Genomic DNA, 17839 nt, shown 5'->3' on the forward strand with positions numbered 1-17839 from the left:
GAGCCGAAGCGGTAGCGGAGGCTCGGGGCGGGTACGGCGCCAGGCTTGTGACCTGAATCGCTCTGCTTTCTGGTTCTTCCCGGTTCTCGTCCCGGGGCACGGACGCGTATGCGTACGTGCCCCGGGATGACCTGTTTGGGCGGTATCTCCGCCAAGGCATTAGGCCGTCCGGGTGGTCGGCCCCGGGTTGGTGGCACGGGCATGCTGTTTTGGGTGATTTGCGCTGTGGGGTCTGGCTCGAGCCGATAAGGAACCCACTTAGCCCGGTCTCGGTGGAGGGAGCGGGTAGTGACGTGTCGGGCCCGACGCACCGGTTCTACACGCTCGCCACGGACGTGTCCGTGAGGCAGTATCGGTCCCATGACACCGCGCCGACCCGTACCCGCGCGCCCCGGCTCTCGCAGGACCGCTCGGACCGGAACGGCCCGCGGCTCTCGTGGCGCCTCTGCTGACAGGAACGGTAAGAGGTCCGACGGCGGGGCCAAAAACTCTCGCGGATCAGGGGGCGACGCCGACCAGCGTGACGCCAAGCGAGCGGCCCGGGAGGATGAGACGCCCGGTCCTCGTATCGGCGGTGCCGAAGGACTTTCGCTTCCCATGCGGCTGCTGATCCTTGCCGGAGTGGTGGTACTCGCATTCGTGGTGGTATTTCCGTCGTTACGCGGCTATCTGATCCAGCGCGCCCAGTATGACGCTGTCCTGAATGAGATCGAGGAGGCCCGGGCCACTTCCACTGCTCTGGAGGAGGAGTTGACGCGCTGGCACGATGACGATTATGTCAAGGCCCAGGCTCGTGAGCGCCTGTCCTATGTGATGCCCGGTGAGACCACCTACGTCGTCGTCGGGGCGGACAAATTCGCGGAGGACGACTCTACGGGCTCCTCTCGGAATGCCGCCGAGGAACGCGCGCCGTGGTATCAGGAACTGCGCGAGTCGGCCCGTGTGGCCGGACAGGTCGAGGAGGAGGAATCCGACGACCCCGCCCGCCAGGGTTGGTCCACCCCCTCACCCCGGCCCACGGCTACGCCGCAGCCGAGCCCAACGCCGTCGGCCACAACCTCCGCGGAGGAGTCGGGAGACCAGCAATGACCGTGAACAGCACCGACCTGGAGACGCTGCGTGCACAGCTGGGGCGTGCGCCACGCGGTGTCGTCGACGTCGCCGCCCGCTGCGTATGCGGCCGGCCCACCGTGGTACGCACCGCCCCCCGGCTGCCCGACGGCTCGCCCTTCCCGACCCTGTTCTACCTCAGTCACCCGGCGGCCGTGCGCGGCTGCTCCACCCTTGAGGCGGAGCACCTGATGGAGGACTTCAACCGACGTCTGGCGCAGGACTCCGAACTGGCCGCCGCATACGCGGCCGCCCACGCCGACTACCTGGACCGCCGCGCCGAGCTTGGAAGCCCGGAGGAGATCGCCGGCGTGTCTGCCGGGGGCATGCCCGCCCGGGTCAAATGCTTGCATGCGCTGCTCGCCCATACCCTCGCCGTCGGCCGCGGTGTCAACCCGATCGGCGACCTGACTCTGGAGGTGCTGCGCGAGCGCGAACTCTGGGATCCCGCGCGCTGCTCGTGCTGAACGTCGCCGTCCGCCGCCGTAGAGTTTGCGGTGAGGCCGCCGGCACAGTCACCTAGGGGGAATCTGTCCATGACCCGCGTAGCCGCTATCGACTGCGGCACCAACACCATCCGCCTGCTCGTCGCCGACGCCCTGCCGGACCCGCACACCGGCGGCGTCAACCTGCGCCCCGTGCACCGCTCGAGCACGATCGTTCGGCTGGGCCAGGGCGTGGACCGCACTGGCCGTCTGGACGCCGAGGCGCTCGAGCGCACGCTGCGAGTTGTACGCGAATACGCCGACACCTGTGCCACACTGAACGTCCCCCTCGATGCCGACCATGCCCGCTTCGTCGCCACCTCCGCCACCCGCGACGCCGAGAACCGGGAGGAGTTCACGGGTGGGGTGCACGCCGCCCTCGGCATCGTTCCCGAGGTCGTCTCCGGTCAGGAGGAGGCGCGCCTGTCATTCGCTGGTTCCCTGCTGGGCACCGGCGACCGGCCGGGAGGGGACGACGACGCTCCACCGGGGCCGCGGCTCGTCGTAGACCTGGGGGGAGGCTCCACGGAGCTCGTACTCGGTGTCACCGCTCCCCAGGCCGCCTACTCGATGAACACCGGTTCGGTGCGTATAACCGAGCGGCACCTTGCCGACGGCGTCACCCCTGACGCCGAACGGGCGGCGCGCGCGGAGGTGCGCGCCTTGCTTGACCGGGCCGCCGACGCCGTGGACTTCGGGGCCGCCACCCGGCTAGTCGGTCTGGCCGGCACCATCTCCACGGTTACGGCGCATGCGCTCGGTCTGGACGTCTTCGACCATGATGCCATCGACGGCGCCGAACTGAGCCTGGACCGCGTGCTGGCCTCGTGCGACGCGATCGTGCACTCCACCGCCTCCGAGCGGAAGTCGTGGGGGTACCTGCTGCCCGGGCGCCGTGACGTCATCGCCGCCGGAGCACTGGTGTGGAGCGAGGTGGTGGCGCGGGTGACGGCCGATACCGCCGCCGCAGGGCACCCACTGACCGCTACCGTCACCAGCCTGTCGGACATACTTGACGGAATCGCCGTCTCGCTGGTCGCCGCCGGGGAGCCGACGTGATCCGGGACGGCGCGCGGGGCGGGGTGCCCGCAGTGTCGGCGGGCGCGGCGTCGCAGCGAGCCGCTGAATCTGGCCAGGCGGTGCGGCCCGCGGTCGATGCCGTCGTGGACGGAATCGATCCTGTGGTGCAGCACGTGGAGGAGATCCGAGATCGTCTGCGGGCGCGCGGTCTCGCAGCGCCCGGCTCACCGGCGTGCTCGCGGCCGGCCACATGGGGCGGGGCGACGCTGGGCGGGGAAAGGCCCGCGATAGCGGTGGCCACCACCGGAACCGACGCTACTGCATGCGCCGCTCAGGCGGCGGCCGCCCGCCGGGCCGGTGCGGATCTGGTCGAGCTGCGCGCCGATCTGTTGACCTCGCCGGAAGGTGTATCTGGGAGTGTGTCGGAGCAGGGGGAGACGCCGTTGCATGCGCCGCGTGAACTGGTCCGGGCCTGGTTGGTGGCTGCCCGCGCCGTCGGGGAAGTGCTGCGCGGCTCCGGCATGCCGGTACTGTTCACGGTTCGCACCGCCAAAGAAGGGGGTGGCTTCGACTTCGATGACGTCGCCTACCGTGCCGCGCTAATGGACGTGGTCGCCATGCTCGCCCGTGAGCGCGCCGCTCGGGATTCGAAAACAGAAGCGGGCTGCGGTACGCAGACGATGAACCGGCGAGGGCGCGCCGATACGACGGCGGACGAAGCGGCGCAGACTCAGAACGGTGGGGCCGTCGCCGCAATTGATGTTGAACTCGCACGCGGCGAGCTGCCGGCGCTGGTGCAACTGGCGCGCCGCGCCGGAATTGATGTGGTGGCCTCCAGTCACGACTTCGCCGCCGCCCCGGATGACCAGGAGTTGATGCGCCGGCTGCATGCCATGCAGGATGCCGGGGCAGCCGTGGCCAAGATCGCCGTCACTCCGGCGGATACGACGGAGGCTGAACGGGTATTGGGGGCGGCGGCCCGCGCCCGGGGGGAACTGGACATCCCGGTGGTGGTCATAGCCATGGGCTGGGCCGGGGCCGTGAGTCGGCTGGCCGGCGGGGTGTTCGGTTCGGCATTGACCTTTGCCACGGCCGGAAGCGCCGCCTCCGCACCGGGCCAGTTGCCCATAGCGCGGGTGCGCGCCGCCCGGTCAGCACTGCATCCCTGACTTTTCCCGAGTTCGGTCGATATAACCAACGAGTTCGGTCGATATAACCAACGAGTTCGGTCGATATAACCAACGAGTTCGGTCGATATAACCATCGAGTTCGGTTAGAACGGTCCCGAGGTGGGCAGAGTCACCGATGCTGCGGCAGCAGAGCCCCAGTTTCATCGCGTAAAATCACCGCATTGCCCCGGCGAGGGATGCACCCGCATCCGTGATCGACGTGGTGGCGCCGGAAGGTGCTGCACGTCGTCGTGCCATCGCCGGGCCACCGAAGCCGCGGGGCCAGCTCCCCGCCACAACCGAGGAGAATGCATGCCCGCCAACGCCATCGCGCTTGACGCCACTGACCGCACCGAGTTCGGCAAGGGCTCCTCCCGCCGTGCCCGCCGTGCCGGCCAGGTGCCCGCCGTCGTCTACGGCCACGGCACCGAGCCCCGTCACTTCCTGCTGGACGAGCACGCCACTCGTCTGGCACTGCGCGGCAACGAGAACGCCCTGGTGGAGCTGAATGTGGGCGGAGAGTCCCTGCTTGCCATCGCCAAGGATGTGCAGCGCCATCCGATTCGTCCGGGCGTGCAGCACGTCGACTTCCTCCTGGTCAACCGCAATGAGAAGGTTGATGTCGAGGTCCCCATCGTCGTGACCGGTGTTCCCACGCCCGGCACCATGCACATCATTGAACTGTCCCACGTGCTTGTGTCCGCCCCGGCCATCGCCATCCCGGAAGGCATTGACGTGGACATCACCGGTGTTGAGGCTGGAACGGCTATCCATGTATCGGACCTGACTCTGCCCGAGGACGTCGAGGCAGTCACCGAGGCCGACACCGACGTCGTCAACATCACTCTGGAGGGCATTGCGGCTGCTGAGGAGACTCCGGCTGAGACCGCCCAGGCTGAAGCGTCCGCCGCTGAGGCTGAGTGAATACGCACCGGCGATTACAGAAAAGTGATCGATGAGTCGATCAGGTGACTCTCCGTCCGTGAACGGCCCTTGGCTCGTCGTCGGACTGGGGAATCCCGGGGCTCGGTACGCCCACAACCGCCACAACGTCGGCCATATGGTGCTCGACGTGCTGGCTGGGCGCACCGGGTCCCGCCTTTCCAGCCACAAGACTCGCGCGCAGGTCGCCGAGGTGCGTCTGGGCTTCCTGCCCGGTGGCGTCCCGGGGCCACGTGTGATCCTGGCTCGGACCACCGGCTACATGAATGAGTCCGGTGGCCCGGTGAAGGAGGTGTGTCGCTTTTACGACGTGGACCCGGTCACAGGCCTGCTGGTCATCCACGACGATCTCGATCTGCCACCCAATATGCTGCGACTCAAGCATGGCAGGGGCGAGGGTGGACACAACGGTCTGCGTTCGATCTCCCGGGCGCTCGGTACCCGGGATTACGCGCGCCTGCGCATCGGTGTAGGGCGTCCTCCGGGTAGTCAGGACCCGGCCGACTTCGTGCTTAGTGACTTTCCTGGGCGGGAACGGGAGGAACTGGCTGTCACCTTGGAGCAAGCAGCCGACGCCGTCGAGCAGGTGGTCACGGACGGTTTCACGGCCGCCCAGCAGCGGTTGCACACCGCTTGAGCTGTCGGCCGGAATCGATTACGCCATTTCGACCGAACTCGGTGGTTATTTCGACCGAACTCGGCGGGTGGGGTTAGGGTCAGCGCATGAGGCCGGTCTCGTAGGCGACGACGACGGCCTGCACGCGGTCGCGCACGTCCAGCTTGGCCAACACATTGCCCACGTGGGTCTTCACGGTCGTGGCCGATACCACCAGGTGGTCGGCGATTTCGGAGTTGCTCAGCCCTTGTGCCATAAGCGTCAGAATCTCGCGTTCCCGCGGGGTGAGCGAGGCGATGCGCGCGTCCTCCTGGGTGAACGAACCGCCGTCCTCGGGCAGGTGGGAGGCGAACATCTCCAGCATTCTCCGGGTGATGCGCGGACTGACCACGGCCTCGCCGGAGGCGACCGTGCGAATGGCCTCGGCCAACTCGCCCGGACGCGTGTCCTTGAGCAGAAATCCACTCGCCCCCGCGCGCAGGCCTGCGAAGGCGTACTCATCCACGTCGAAGGTGGTAAGGATGAGGATCTTGATCTGTGGGAACTGCTGCGTGATTGCGGCGGTCGCATCAATCCCGTTCATCCCCGGCATGCGCACGTCCATGAGGATCACATCGGGTTTCAGGGCGCGCGCCTGTGCCACAGCGGTGGCGCCGTCGGAGGCTTCCCCAACGATCTCGATGTCCTCCGCTGGGTCCAGCACCATGCGGAAGCCCATGCGCATTAGGGCCTGGTCATCGGCCAACACCACTGTTATGGGCCGCTTGGGAGGGGAGGAGCTCTCCTCCTCGGGCGGCACAGGAGCGGCGGTCTTGGTCGGGTCGGCTGCATCATTCACTGCGGCATCTGCCACGGCGATGTCCCTTCGTCGTCTTCATCCAGGCTCTCATCCCAGTGCAGTACGGCACGCACCCGCCAACCGGTGGCGGTAGGGCCTGCCTGCACAGTGCCACCATAGACCGCGGCACGCTCCCGCATGCCGATCAGCCCCTTGCCCGAGCCGTGCAGCGGCGTGGAGCCGGGTGCGGATTCGTTGTCTATGGTCAGGACTGCCGTGCCCGAGTGCCGGTCGACGGCGACGGCGACGGCGCGCGTGGTGGGCGCATAGCGCAGAACGTTGGTCAGGGCTTCCTGGGCGATGCGGAACATGGTCAGTTGCAGGCCCTTGTCCTCGGGCAGCCTGCGGCCGGTCCACTGGTAGGTGACAGGCACGCCCGCGGTGCGGAAACGCTCGACCAGGACTTCCAGGTCTGCCTGTTCGGGGGCGGGGGCTAGCGGCGTCTGACCGCGGGAGGCGTCGGCCTGCGCGTCGGTCGCCTGTCGACGCAGATCGGCGATCTCCCGACTCGGTTCAACGGGTGCAACTATGCCTGGCGGCGCAAACTCGGGCACCGGCAGGTCACGTATTGCGGCCTGGTCCGCAGCTGGCCCGCCGGCCATTACGGCGCCCTCCCGTCGCTTCGGGGCAGCCACCCGCCCGCCACCGGGGGAGGCAGCCCCTGAGCCTACGGCGTCGTCCGCCGGCGCGGGGGAGGGGACCGGGTCCTCCCGCAGGACGCCCACCAGCCGACGCGTGTCCGCCAGGGCGGAGCGGCCGGTATCGGCGAGCGTGTTCAGCGCCTGCTTAGCCATGGCGGGGTTGCGGTCGACGGCGGCGGCTGCGCCGTCGGCCAGGGTGATCATCACCGCGAGCGAATGGGCGACGACGTCGTGCATTTCGCGGGCGATACGGCTGCGCTCATTGGCGGCGGCGAGCGCGGCCTCCTGCTCGCGTGCCAGCATCAGGCGGGACGAGCGCGCTTCAGCCTCCCGCAGCTGGGCGGCCTGGGTGCGGATGACCAGACCGACCAGCACTCCGATGATATTGATCAGCCCGTAGGGCATGAGCAGCTCGCCGAGGGTGTCGATCGTGTAGCCACCGAGCAGGGCCTGGCCGATCGCGGTGGTAAGTGTGGATATTGCGCATGCCGTCCACACCCAGGCGGCGCGGTGGCGCAGGGCGAGTGTGGTCAGGGTGAAGGGCACGCCCAGGAGAGTGAACGCGCGCAGCGTGTCGGCCACGAAGAGAATCGTGATGAAGTCCATCTCGTCGAAGACGTGCGTGATCACCGCCTCGTGGATGACTGGCAGGAAGGTCAGTGTCGCCCAGGCGACGGCCAGATGGCGGCGGCGGAAGACCAGGGCCAGGGCACATACCAGGCACAGCACCAGCGTGAACGGCAGCCAGGAGTGCAGCGAGGGGATCTCCACGTCCCGCAAGGGCCACAGCCCCATGAACACGTTGAGGATCAGCACGACGACGGCGATGGCGGTATCTGCCAGGTAGGGATGTGCGTTCTGCCAACGCAGCAGGTGGGTGGTGGTTGACGTACTCATCGCGTGGCTGCCCTCTCCTCCCTTATGTCGATGGTTACATTGTGCCCCGGCGCCGGTCACCGCCGGGGCACGGTTGCGGCTCAGGCGTCGCGACGGGTGAACAGCAGCCAGCCCAGTGCCAGTGGCACGATCGCCCAGGCGACGAAGACCAGGACCGCCTGGGTGTGAGTCAGGAATGCGTCGCTGGCGGCGCTCCAGGAGTTGCTGAGGCAGAAGGGATCGGAGACGGCCGTGGCGACCTGGAGGGGCAGCAGGTCGATGAGCCTTGCGGCCCACTCCCACTTGAGCGCCACGAGCGACAAGGGCACGCTCAATACGAACATCAGGGACACCACCACGGTGATGGAGCCGGCTGTTGAGCGCATGAGGAAACCCAGCCCGAGCGCCATCAGGGTGATGATCACGAAGCTCAGGCCCGTGCCCCACACGTAGCCGAGGTAGTGCATGTCGGTTAGGGAACCGGCGTGTCCGTGCATGAAGGGCGCGGACACCGCCCATGCGAGCAGCACGGACACCGCCCCGACGCAGAAGGCGAAGACACTGGCGACGAACGCCTTGGCGACCAATACACGGCCGCGCAATGGGACGGCCGCCAGGGAGGAGCGGATCTGCCCGGAGGTGTACTCGCCGGTGATTATGAGTGCGCCCAGCACCGCCACCACGATCTGGCCGAAGGCGGAGCCGGTGCCGATCATGTCCTTGGCCTCCTGCGCCAGCTCCGGGGACCCGGCGAAACCGATGGCGGCACCAGCGCCCAACAGCACGGTGATGGCGACGGCGATCAGAGAGATGATCCAGGTAGAACGCAGGGAACAGACCTTGATCCATTCGGCGTGCACGGCCCGACCGAAGGTCTGCCGACACGACGATCGGTCGACTGCGGGCGTCAGGTCGGAACTCGAGCGAGTGGGCTGATCGGATTGAGAATTGGGAGTTTCGGCCCGGGAGTGGTCGGATACGGGAGGAACGTTGGTTGACCTGGCGGTTGACGTGGCGGTGGACATGGGGTCTTCCTTCACATACGCGGGTGGGGGGTGGGTGCCGGGGTGGCTGGGAGATCGGCTTCAGGCGGCCAGCGGCGCCGGCGCGCCGGTGGTGTACTCGGCGTCGTTGCCGGTCAGTTCCAGGTAGGCGTCCTCAAGGGAGGCGCGCTGGGTGGCCAACTCGTGCAGGACGATGCCGTTGGCGGCGGCGATCTCCCCGATTTTGGCGGCGGGCGCCGTCGTGGTGGTCAGGACGCCGGGCTTGGGGGAGGCGGTGTCGATGCCGGCGGTGTTCAGCGCGACGGCCAGATCCTCGACCTGCGGTGAGGTGACGCGTACCACGTCACTGGTGGCGGAGGCGATCACCTCATCGACGGGGCCCGAGGTCAGGATGCGGCCGCGGCCGATTACCAGCAGGTGGTCAGCGGTCTGTGCCATCTCGCTCATGAGATGGGAGGAGATGAACACGGTGCGGCCCTGATCGGCCAGGTGCCGACAGGTTTCACGCACCCACTTCACACCTTCGGGGTCGAGACCATTGACAGGTTCATCGAAGATGAGCACCTGCGGATCGCCCAGCAGGGCGGCGGCGATGCCCAGGCGCTGGCCCATGCCCAGACTGAAGCCCTTGACACGCTTCTTGGCCACCTGTGTGAGTCCGGTCAGTTCGAGCACTTCGTCGACGCGGCGGATGGGAATGCCATTGGATACGGCCAGCTGGCTCAGGTGGGCGCGGGCGCTGCGGGATCCGTGCAGGCCCTTGGCGTCCAGGAGCGCGCCTACTTGGCACAAGGGTGCAGGCAGTTCCCGGTAGGTACGGCCGTTGACCTTTACGGTTCCCTCGGTGGGCTTGTCCAGGCCCATGATCAGGCGCATGGTGGTGGACTTTCCGGCACCATTGGGGCCCAGGAATCCGGTCACGGTGCCGGGCTCGACCGTGAAGGAGATGTGGTCGACGGCGGTCTTGGAGCCGTATCGCTTGGTCAGATCGACAGCTTCGATCAACGGGATCAACTCTTTCGGGGTTCTCGGTTTCGCGGCGGCCCCGGTCGGAGCTTGACCGGTGCGCGCCCGAACGCCACCAGGCTAGAAGTCGCAGCTGCGCCACTTATCGACCCGGTTGGGGAATCCGTTGAAGGCGGCAGTGGGCACGATGGAGGAGCGGGGTCGTCCTTGAGGAGGAGCCGCAGCCAGTACGGCGGGCGGTTAGTGGGGGTGCCCGGTTGCCTGCACTTCGTAGGCGTGGCGCGCATCGAGCTTGCGTTGGAGGTCGGTGCGGTCGCCCTCGGAGGTCGGTGCGGTCGCCGTCGGCCAATCGGCGTGCTGGTGCCGGCGTTTTTGTTGCCGCTTGCACACAGGACTTCTTCAGGAAGATCGGCAATAATCGTTGCGATGAGTAACCCGTACTTCTCCCGCAGCTCCGTCTTCAACGGGAGCGCCGCTCCGGCGTCGTCCGCGCAGCGCACCCCCAATGGCTACCCGACCATGCCCGGATACCGTCCCGGTCAGGCAGGCCAGTCTTACGGCCAGCAGCCCGGCTATGGTTACCAGGGCGGGCAGCCCTACGGCAACTCGCCCGCCTACGGCAGTGTTTCCCCACAGCAGCTCTCCGACCTGGAGGCCCAGTACGGCGCACCCTCTGCCAGCAATGTCGACCGTGGACGCATGACCTATGACGACGTGATCGTGCGCACCTTCGGCATCTTCGCTGTGATCATCGCCGTGGGTGTCGTCAGCTGGACGCTGGCGGTCAACCGGGACACCGCGGGGATCGGTATGCTCGCTATGATCGGCGGCGCCATCGGTGCCCTGATCCTGGGAGTGGTCAACTCCGTCAAGCGCGAGCCCAGCCCCACGCTGATCATGGCCTACGCCGTGTGCGAGGGCGCCATGTTGGGCGCCTTCTCAGGCGTATTGGAATACCGTTACGACGGCATCGTCTTGCAGGCGGTGCTCGCCACCGGGGCGACCTTCGGCGTGGTCCTTGCGGCATACAAGTTCGCCGGATTCCGCCTGGCTCCCAAGGCGCAGCGCATTCTGCTGGCCGCTATGGGCGGCTATCTGCTGTTCAGCATTATCAACTTCGGGCTCAGGCTCACCGGCGTGGCCTCCAACCCGTGGGGTCTGCGCGGCATGGAGGTCATGGGAATCCCGCTCGGGCTGATCATCGGTCTGGTGGCAGTGGTGATGGCGGCCGCCAGCCTCATCATGGACTTCGACTTCATCCAGCGTGGGGTGGAGCAAGGCGTGCCCACCCGGTACGCCTGGTCCGGCGCCTTCGGCCTGGTGGTCACCCTGGTATGGCTGTACGTGGAGTTCCTGCGCATTCTCGCCATACTGCGTGACAACTGACGCGTCGCGCCCGACTCCGACTGACGCCACCAGCGGCGTTGACGGTGCCCGCCACCCCATCCGGGATGGCGGGCACCGTGTTTTCTGAGGATGATGGCGTCAGCGTTCCGGCAGGCGGTTGCGGTACGAGCCGCCGCGCCCGGTCGGGGTGCCGACGTCGTCGGGCGAGTTGTCGGGAAGGAGCATCGGGCGGGCCGGTTGGGCGAAACTGTGCGCCCTGCCGTAGCCTGGCCCGCATGATCAACACCAGCATGCCCACCGTTGACGGCGCCAAGGGCGCCAAGCCCACCCTGGCCTTCCCCGGGCCCGACGCCCCCGAGGGCCTGCAGGTGCAGGTGCTTGACGCCGGCGACGGCAAGGTGATCGAGGCGGGCGACACCGTCGTGTGCCACTACCTCGGCCAGGTCTGGAATGGGCGCGTCTTCGACAACTCCTACGACCGCGGCCAGCCGCTGAACTTCCAGGTCGGCGTCGGCATGGTCATCCGCGGTTGGGACGACGGGCTTGTTGGCCAGCGCGTGGGCAGTCGCGTAATTCTGTCCATCCCCTCCGAGCTCGGCTACGGTTCGCGTGGCGTCCCGCAGGCCGGCATCAAGGGCGGTGACACCCTGGTATTCGTAACCGAGATCCTCGGCACCATGTGACGCGGGCCTTCCTGCGGCGCCGTCGTACAGGTGGGGGACCGGATGCAGCTGGCGGGGACGAGTCGGCTTCGTCCGGAGGGCCTCGTCGCCACCTAGTGGGTATGCAACTGCGCCGCCACCGCCAGCAGCAGGTCCTCTCGCCCCGTGCGGGCAACGAGCTGCGCACCTACCGGGAGGCCGTGTGAGACCCCCGCCGGCACCGACAATGCCGGATGCCCCGAAACGTTGAAAATCGCCGTGTTGGAAACCGCGGGCGTCGAGGCGAGCATCGCCGACAACCAGCTTCTTCCATGCAGATCGTGAGCTCCACCGGGCAGATCCAGCAGCGTGGGAAGCAATAGCAGGTCGGCCCGTCCGAAGGCGGCCTCGACGCCATCGCGCACGCGTTCGGCGTGGCGCAGCGCCGCACGCACCACCGGCTGCGGAATGAGCGAACCGAGGCGTACTGAGGTGCCGGTGCGCGGCTCCAGGCGGTCAGGGTGTTCGACCTGCTGCGCCTCGGCGCGCATGCCCGCGAAGTACAGGGTGAGGAACGGCATGGTCGGTACGGGCCAGGCCACCCGGGCCTGGCGCACGTCGTGTCCCGCCCGGCGCAGCGCTGCCGTGAAGTCGCGCATGGCCCGGGCAACGGGCGGCGTCGTCCGGGCCCCCGGCATCACCGGATTGGTTGCCAACAGTATGCGCAGCCGTCGGGGCCTCGCTGTCACGGCGTCGCTGAACCGCCGTTCGGGGGAGTCGAGCCGCCACCGGTCCACCGCCTCGTTGCCGCTGATGACGTCCATGACCGCGGCCATGTCGCGGGCCGTGCGGGTGATCGCACCGAAGCCCGCCAGACCGAACCAGTGCTCGGACAACGGTGCCGAACTGACCCGCCCCCGCGTCGGCTTGAGCCCCAGCACCCCGCAGGCGGAGGCCGGAATGCGCAACGAGCCCCCGCCGTCGGCGCCCAGTGCAATCGGGACCGCGCCGGTGGCGACGGCTACCGCGGACCCGGCCGAGGAGCCGCCGGGGGAGCGCTCGTTGTCCCAGGGGTTCAGGCAGTCGCCGTGAAACGCCGATTCGCCCACCGGGAACTGGCCGAACTCCGGCATATTCGTGCGACCGACAAGGATGGCGCCGGCCCTTCGCAGGCGGCGCACGACGGCGCAGTCCGCACGTGCTGCGGAACTGTTGCCCCGGCCTCCGAGCGTGGTGACCTCCCCGGCCACGTCGTACTCCTCTTTGACGGCCACCGGTACGCCCGCGAGTGGGCCGGCCGCCTCGGGGCCGACAGCATTGAGGAGCCGGTCGAGAGCCGCCGCCTCCCGGCGGGCCGCCTCATGGCGCACCAGGGTGAAGGCGTTGAGTTCGGGGGCGAGTGCGTCGATTCGGTCCAGTGCGGCGGCGACGGCGGCGCCGGCGGTGAGACGGCCGGCGCGGACCGCGCGCGCTATGCCGACGGCGTCGGTCAGTTCATCCATGCGAGTCCCCCTGGGAATAGGGCGTGAGGCGGGTGTTCGTTTATTCCCCGCGCGCCCGTGAGCGATATCGCCCTGGGCGGGCGGCCCGCACATCCGATTGAACGGCATGATACTGCGGAAATATGTTGTTTCACTGATTGGTTGCACCAGGCCGGCCGGCACGGCGACAACTACGCTGAGCCCCATTCAACTGTTCCGACCCAGTCCGCTACAAGGAGAGGCTCATGCCCCGCTATCGCAGTGCTACCTCCACCACTGGCCGCAACATGGCCGGTGCCCGCGCCCTGTGGCGCGCCACCGGTGTGAAGGACTCGGACTTCGGCAAACCCATTATCGCCATCGCCAACTCCTTCACCGAGTTCGTCCCCGGGCACGTGGGCCTGCGGGATGTGGGTCGGGTGGTCGCCGAACAGGTCGAGGCCGCCGGCGGCATCGCCAAGGAGTTCAACACGATCGCCGTCGACGACGGCATCGCCATGGGGCACGATGGCATGCTCTACTCCCTGCCCAGCCGCGAACTGATCGCCGACTCGGTGGAGTACATGGCGAACGCCCACTGCGCCGACGCCCTGGTGTGCATCTCCAACTGTGACAAGATCACCCCCGGCATGCTCATGGCCTCGCTGCGCCTGAACATCCCCACGATCTTCGTCTCCGGCGGTCCCATGGAGTCCGGCAAGATGGTCGCCGCCGATGGCACCACCCGCAAGCTCGACCTGATCGACGCCATGATGGACGCCGCCGACCCCACCGTCCCCGACGAGACCATTTCCGCCATTGAGCGCCTGGCCTGCCCCACCTGCGGCTCCTGCTCCGGCATGTTCACCGCCAACTCCATGAACTGCCTGACCGAGGCCCTGGGCATGGCGCTGCCGACCAACGGATCGCTCCTGGCCACGCACGCCGACCGCAAGGCCCTGTTCCAGGAGGCCGGCCACCAGATCGTTCAGATCACCAAGGCCTACTACGAGGAGGACGACGCCTCCGTCCTGCCGCGCTCGATCGCCACCAAGCCCGCCTTCGAGAACGCCATGAGCCTGGACATTGCCATGGGCGGGTCCACCAACACGGTGCTGCACCTGCTGGCCGCCGCCCAGGAGGCGGAGGTCGACTTCAAGATGGCCGACATCGACCGCCTCTCCCGCAAGGTGCCGCATCTGTGCAAGGTGGCCCCCTCCACCAACCTTGTGCACGTGGAGGACGTCCACCGCGCCGGCGGCATCATGGGGATTCTCGGCGAACTCGACCGCGGCGGCCTGCTGGACACCACCACTCGCACGGTGCTGCGCGGCACCCTGGCCGACGAGCTCGATCAATACGACATCGGCCGCCCCGGCCCCGACGGCCTGCGCGACCCGCAGGCGAGCCGGGTGGATGAGGCGGTCCGCACCCGCTACCTGGCCGCCCCCGCGGGCGTGCGCACCACCGAAATGTTCTCCCAGGCCTCCCGCTGGGAGACGCTGGACGTCGACCGCGAGGCCGGCGCCATCCGCGACATCGCCCACGCCTACTCCGCCGACGGCGGCCTGGCCGTACTGTTCGGGAACATCGCGGAGAAGGGCTGCATCGTCAAGACCGCCGGGGTGGACGCCTCCATCCTGACCTTCTCCGGGCCCGCCGTCGTCTTCGAGTCCCAGGATGAGGCGGTGGACGGCATCCTCGGCGGCAAGGTGAAGGCGGGCGACGTGGTGATCATCTCCCACGAGGGGCCGCGCGGCGGCCCGGGCATGCAGGAGATGCTCTACCCGACTACCTACATTAAGTCCATGCACCTGGGCAAGGAGTGCGCGCTGCTCACCGACGGGCGCTTCTCCGGCGGCACCTCCGGACTGTCCATTGGGCACGTCTCCCCGGAGGCCGCCGCGGGAGGACTCATAGGGCTGGTGCGCACCGGCGACCGTATCGTCATCGACATCCCGAACCGTTCGATCGAGCTGGATGTGGAGGAGGCGGAGATCGCCCGGCGTCGCGCCGAGGAGGAGGCCCGTGGGGAGGAGGCGTGGACGCCGCACAACCCGCGGCCCCGCCACGTGTCGGCGGCGCTGCGCGCCTACGGCATGCTTGCCACCAGTGCCGACCTCGGCGCCGTGCGCGACCTCAACCTGGTCCGTGTTCGCTGAAAGCCGGATTCAACGGGCCAGGAAGAAGCGGGCAGAGGGGTTGTCCGTCTCCTCGTGGTAGGCGTAGCCGAGCCGGTCCATGTGCTCGGTCAGTTCGGCGTCGTCCGGTCCGGCCTCGAAGGCGGTCAGGATGCGCCCGTAGTCGGCGCCGTCGGTGCGATAGTGGAACAGGGTGATGTTCCAGCGGGTCCCCAGGATCTCCAGGAACCTCATCAGCGCACCCGGTGACTCGGGGAACTCGAAGCTGAACAGTCGCTCCATCAGGCCCTCGGGGGCGCGCCCACCAATCATGGAGCGCACATGCACCTTGGCGAGCTCGTCCTCGGTCAGGTCCACCACGCCGTAGCCGGCGGCCTCCAAGTCGGCGACGATCCCGCGGCGCTCCTCCCGGCCGCGGGTGAGCCGAACGCCCACAAAGATCCGGGCCGGCGCGCCCGCGGGCGCCGAGGCGGAGACCCGGTAGTTGAACTCGGTCACCGCCCGGCCCCCAAGAATCGAGGCGAAGCGCAGGAACTCGCCCTGCACCTCCGGGATGGTCACCCCTAGGATGGCCTCGCGCTGCTCGCCGATCTCGGCGCGCTCGGAGATGTAGCGCAGCTGGTGAAAGTTCAGATTCGCCCCCGACAGCACACACGCCAGGCGCTCGCCGGACAGCTTATGCGTGGCCACGTACTGCTTCAGCCCCGCCAGGGCAACGGCGCCGCTCGGCTCCGGCACGGCGCGCAGGTCCTCGAACAGGTCGCGCACGGCGGCGGAGACCTCGTCGGAGGAGACGGTGACAACGTCGTCGAGCAGCTGTTCACACAGGCGGAAGGTCTCATCCCCGATGCGCCGCACCGCCACACCCTCGGCGAATAGCCCGACGTGCTCCAGCGTGACCGGCTCGCCCGCGGCCAGGGCGGCGCTCAGGCAGGCGGACTCCTCATGTTCCACACCGATGACCTGCACCTGCGGCAGTAGCTGCTTGATCAGCACGGCGATGCCGGAGACCAGGCCGCCGCCTCCCACGGGCACGAAGACCCGGTCCAGGTCGGCGTCCTGCTGGATCATCTCCAATCCGATGGTGCCCTGACCGGCGATTACGCGCGGATCGTCGAAGGGAGCGATGTAGCTCCGCCCGTCGGCCTCGGCCAGGCGTAGTGCCTCGGTTTTAGCGGCATCGAAGTTGTCGCCACTGAGCTGTACTTCGCCACCCAGGGCGCGCACGGCGTCGACCTTGATGCGAGGGGTGACGGTGGGCATGACGATCAGCGCGTGCACCCCCAGCAGGGCGGCGGAGCGCGCCACCCCCTGGGCGTGGTTGCCTGCGGAGGCGGTTACCACGCCCCGCTCGCGTGCGGCCTCGGACAGGGAGCGCATGGCGTTGTAGGCACCGCGGATTTTGAAGGAGTGGACCGCTTGCAGATCTTCCCGCTTGACCTGGACCGTGTTGCCCAGGCGGGCTGAGAGGGACGGCATGGTCTGCAGGGGGGTGTGCTCGGCGGCCTCGTAGACGGGGGCGCGCAGGATCTCCCGCAGGTAGCGGGCGCCTTCCCAGGGGGAGTCGTGGTCCGCATGGTTTCCGTTGCTTCCGGCATCGCTCACGTTCTCAGCCTAGCCGTGGGCACTCTCCGGGTTTGCGCAGCCATCCAGCGCTAAAGCTAATAGATATGAGTAAGCTCATTGTTGGAACCGTAGGTTGTTCGGGACTTATGGCCTAGAGTCGGGCTGCTCGATTTGCTTCCAACTGTGCTTTCAAGGAGTGCAATATGACCAAGATCGCCGTGATCACCGGTTCCGTCCGCCCGAACTCTGTTGGTGGGCCCGTGGCTCAGTGGGTCGCCGAGAAGGCCAACACCGTCGAGGGCGTCGAGGCCACCGTGGTGGACCTCGCCTCCTTCGCACTGCCGGTCTTCGCCGAGGAGCTGCCCCCGATGATGGCCCCCGCCAAGGATCCGGCCGCGGTGAAGTGGAACGAGACCCTGGCCGCTTACGACGCCTACATCTTCGTTACCCCGGAGTACAACCACTCCGTTCCGGGCGCGCTGAAGAACGCGATCGACTTCATCACCCCCTCCGTGCTCGCCAACAAGGCGATCGGCTTGGTCGGCTACTCCTTCTCCGCCGGACACCGTCCGATCGAGGCACTGCGCCTGATCCTGGCGAACTTCACCACCGGGGTCGTCGGAGCGCAGGTCAATTTGCACCTGGCCTCCGACTTCGAGAACCTGAGCGACTACGCCCCCGCCGCCTATCACGATGCGGAGGTCCCCGTGATGGTCCAGGCCATCGTCGCCCAGGACCGGGCGTTGGCCGCGCTGCGCTGAGACCGGCCGGGTGCGCGGCCAGGTCGCGCGCCGCACGCTTAGGCCCCTCGAGCCCAGTCGCGCCGATCGCCACTAATCGCTGCAATAGCAGTAGAAAGTGGCGACTCGCCGGTACAAGTCAATGAAGAGATAGGGGCTTCCCGTGTGCGCCGCTGCCGTTGACGCACACGGGAAGCCCCTTATCCATTTCGAGATAATCAGTCAAACCGCTTGGTTACGCGGTTTTCTCTGAGCTCACTCGAACGTTAGCGTGCGG

The 17839-nt window shown here is 67.9% G+C and carries 16 protein-coding genes; 10 read left to right on the plus strand and 6 right to left on the minus strand.

Features of this window, described 5'->3' with window-relative positions:
- Nucleotides 1-597: 597 nt before the first annotated feature.
- The 6 genes from CWT10_RS03970 (at nucleotide 598) to pth (ending at nucleotide 5363) form a co-directional block, all read left to right on the plus strand.
- The gene (locus tag CWT10_RS03970; RefSeq protein WP_233188186.1) at nucleotides 598-1089 is read left to right on the plus strand and encodes an FtsB family cell division protein; all 492 of its coding nucleotides are present in this window, start codon (nucleotides 598-600) and stop codon (nucleotides 1087-1089) included.
- The gene (locus tag CWT10_RS03975) at nucleotides 1086-1577 is read left to right on the plus strand and encodes a DUF501 domain-containing protein (RefSeq protein ID WP_103063385.1); all 492 of its coding nucleotides are present in this window, start codon (nucleotides 1086-1088) and stop codon (nucleotides 1575-1577) included. The genes CWT10_RS03970 and CWT10_RS03975 overlap by 4 nt, the downstream gene beginning before the upstream one ends.
- Nucleotides 1578-1646: 69 nt before the next feature.
- On the plus strand, nucleotides 1647-2654 hold the full coding sequence (locus tag CWT10_RS03980) for a Ppx/GppA phosphatase family protein (RefSeq protein ID WP_103063386.1): 1008 nt from the start codon (nucleotides 1647-1649) through the stop codon (nucleotides 2652-2654).
- Nucleotides 2651-3784: a type I 3-dehydroquinate dehydratase gene (locus CWT10_RS03985; protein ID WP_103063387.1), complete on the plus strand. Its 1134-nt coding sequence runs from the start codon at nucleotides 2651-2653 to the stop codon at nucleotides 3782-3784. The genes CWT10_RS03980 and CWT10_RS03985 overlap by 4 nt, the downstream gene beginning before the upstream one ends.
- Before the next feature lie 312 nt (nucleotides 3785-4096).
- A complete protein-coding gene (locus CWT10_RS03990; protein ID WP_103063388.1) occupies nucleotides 4097-4708 on the plus strand; it encodes a 50S ribosomal protein L25/general stress protein Ctc in 612 nt (203 codons plus the stop codon).
- A 58-nt stretch (nucleotides 4709-4766) separates the two neighbouring features.
- Entirely contained in the window at nucleotides 4767-5363 is a 597-nt protein-coding gene (gene pth / locus CWT10_RS03995) for an aminoacyl-tRNA hydrolase (RefSeq protein WP_103063389.1), read from the plus strand.
- A gap of 79 nt (nucleotides 5364-5442) precedes the next feature.
- Here the strand turns inward: pth and CWT10_RS04000 are convergent, their stop codons facing one another.
- The 4 genes from CWT10_RS04000 to CWT10_RS04015 form a co-directional block, all read right to left on the minus strand.
- Nucleotides 5443-6195 (minus strand): response regulator, encoded by a 753-nt coding sequence (locus CWT10_RS04000; RefSeq protein ID WP_103063390.1) that lies wholly within the window; start codon nucleotides 6193-6195, stop codon nucleotides 5443-5445.
- Nucleotides 6177-7718: a sensor histidine kinase gene (locus CWT10_RS04005; RefSeq protein WP_103063391.1), complete on the minus strand. Its 1542-nt coding sequence runs from the start codon at nucleotides 7716-7718 to the stop codon at nucleotides 6177-6179. The genes CWT10_RS04000 and CWT10_RS04005 overlap by 19 nt, the downstream gene beginning before the upstream one ends.
- Nucleotides 7719-7798: 80 nt before the next feature.
- Nucleotides 7799-8722, minus strand: coding sequence for an ABC transporter permease subunit (locus CWT10_RS04010; protein WP_103063392.1), 924 nt, complete (start codon nucleotides 8720-8722; stop codon nucleotides 7799-7801).
- Between the two features lie 60 nt (nucleotides 8723-8782).
- The gene (locus CWT10_RS04015) at nucleotides 8783-9706 is read right to left on the minus strand and encodes an ABC transporter ATP-binding protein (protein WP_103063393.1); all 924 of its coding nucleotides are present in this window, start codon (nucleotides 9704-9706) and stop codon (nucleotides 8783-8785) included.
- Nucleotides 9707-10093: 387 nt separating this feature from the next.
- Here CWT10_RS04015 and CWT10_RS04020 point away from each other — a divergent pair, with 387 nt between their 5' ends.
- Together CWT10_RS04020 and CWT10_RS04025 are read left to right on the plus strand one after the other, a co-directional pair.
- Nucleotides 10094-11053 carry a Bax inhibitor-1/YccA family protein gene (locus CWT10_RS04020; protein ID WP_103063394.1) on the plus strand — a complete coding sequence of 320 codons (960 nt, stop codon included), beginning with the start codon at nucleotides 10094-10096 and terminating at the stop codon, nucleotides 11051-11053.
- 236 nt (nucleotides 11054-11289) lie between these two features.
- A complete protein-coding gene (locus tag CWT10_RS04025; RefSeq protein WP_103063395.1) occupies nucleotides 11290-11697 on the plus strand; it encodes an FKBP-type peptidyl-prolyl cis-trans isomerase in 408 nt (135 codons plus the stop codon).
- A 92-nt stretch (nucleotides 11698-11789) separates the two neighbouring features.
- Here the strand turns inward: CWT10_RS04025 and CWT10_RS04030 are convergent, their stop codons facing one another.
- Nucleotides 11790-13157: an amidase gene (locus CWT10_RS04030; protein WP_158247660.1), complete on the minus strand. Its 1368-nt coding sequence runs from the start codon at nucleotides 13155-13157 to the stop codon at nucleotides 11790-11792.
- 224 nt (nucleotides 13158-13381) lie between these two features.
- On the opposite strand from CWT10_RS04030, the gene ilvD reads away from it, so the two are divergent.
- The gene (ilvD, locus tag CWT10_RS04035; RefSeq protein ID WP_103063397.1) at nucleotides 13382-15277 is read left to right on the plus strand and encodes a dihydroxy-acid dehydratase; all 1896 of its coding nucleotides are present in this window, start codon (nucleotides 13382-13384) and stop codon (nucleotides 15275-15277) included.
- 9 nt (nucleotides 15278-15286) lie between these two features.
- Here the strand turns inward: ilvD and ilvA are convergent, their stop codons facing one another.
- The gene (gene ilvA / locus CWT10_RS04040) at nucleotides 15287-16861 is read right to left on the minus strand and encodes a threonine ammonia-lyase, biosynthetic (RefSeq protein ID WP_103063398.1); all 1575 of its coding nucleotides are present in this window, start codon (nucleotides 16859-16861) and stop codon (nucleotides 15287-15289) included.
- 164 nt (nucleotides 16862-17025) lie between these two features.
- On the opposite strand from ilvA, the gene CWT10_RS04045 reads away from it, so the two are divergent.
- A complete protein-coding gene (locus CWT10_RS04045) occupies nucleotides 17026-17583 on the plus strand; it encodes an NADPH-dependent FMN reductase (RefSeq protein ID WP_103063399.1) in 558 nt (185 codons plus the stop codon).
- Nucleotides 17584-17839 lie beyond the last annotated feature (256 nt).

Origin of the sequence: Actinomyces qiguomingii, assembly GCF_004102025.1 — a bacterium.
GTDB lineage: Bacteria > Actinomycetota > Actinomycetes > Actinomycetales > Actinomycetaceae > Actinomyces > Actinomyces qiguomingii.

Bases quoted from the DNA above. Each gene is read 5' to 3' on its own strand.
- CWT10_RS03970 (WP_233188186.1), top strand. From the start codon at position 598: ATGCGGCTGCTGATCCTTGCCGGAGTGGTGGTACTCGCATTCGTGGTG.
- CWT10_RS03975 (WP_103063385.1), top strand. From the start codon at position 1,086: ATGACCGTGAACAGCACCGACCTGGAGACGCTGCGTGCACAGCTGGGG.
- CWT10_RS03980 (WP_103063386.1), top strand. From the start codon at position 1,647: ATGACCCGCGTAGCCGCTATCGACTGCGGCACCAACACCATCCGCCTG.
- CWT10_RS03990 (WP_103063388.1), top strand. From the start codon at position 4,097: ATGCCCGCCAACGCCATCGCGCTTGACGCCACTGACCGCACCGAGTTC.
- CWT10_RS04005 (WP_103063391.1), bottom strand. From the start codon at position 7,718: ATGAGTACGTCAACCACCACCCACCTGCTGCGTTGGCAGAACGCACAT.
- CWT10_RS04010 (WP_103063392.1), bottom strand. From the start codon at position 8,722: ATGTCCACCGCCACGTCAACCGCCAGGTCAACCAACGTTCCTCCCGTA.
- CWT10_RS04020 (WP_103063394.1), top strand. From the start codon at position 10,094: ATGAGTAACCCGTACTTCTCCCGCAGCTCCGTCTTCAACGGGAGCGCC.
- CWT10_RS04025 (WP_103063395.1), top strand. From the start codon at position 11,290: ATGATCAACACCAGCATGCCCACCGTTGACGGCGCCAAGGGCGCCAAG.
- CWT10_RS04030 (WP_158247660.1), bottom strand. From the start codon at position 13,157: ATGGATGAACTGACCGACGCCGTCGGCATAGCGCGCGCGGTCCGCGCC.
- ilvD (WP_103063397.1), top strand. From the start codon at position 13,382: ATGCCCCGCTATCGCAGTGCTACCTCCACCACTGGCCGCAACATGGCC.
- CWT10_RS04045 (WP_103063399.1), top strand. From the start codon at position 17,026: ATGACCAAGATCGCCGTGATCACCGGTTCCGTCCGCCCGAACTCTGTT.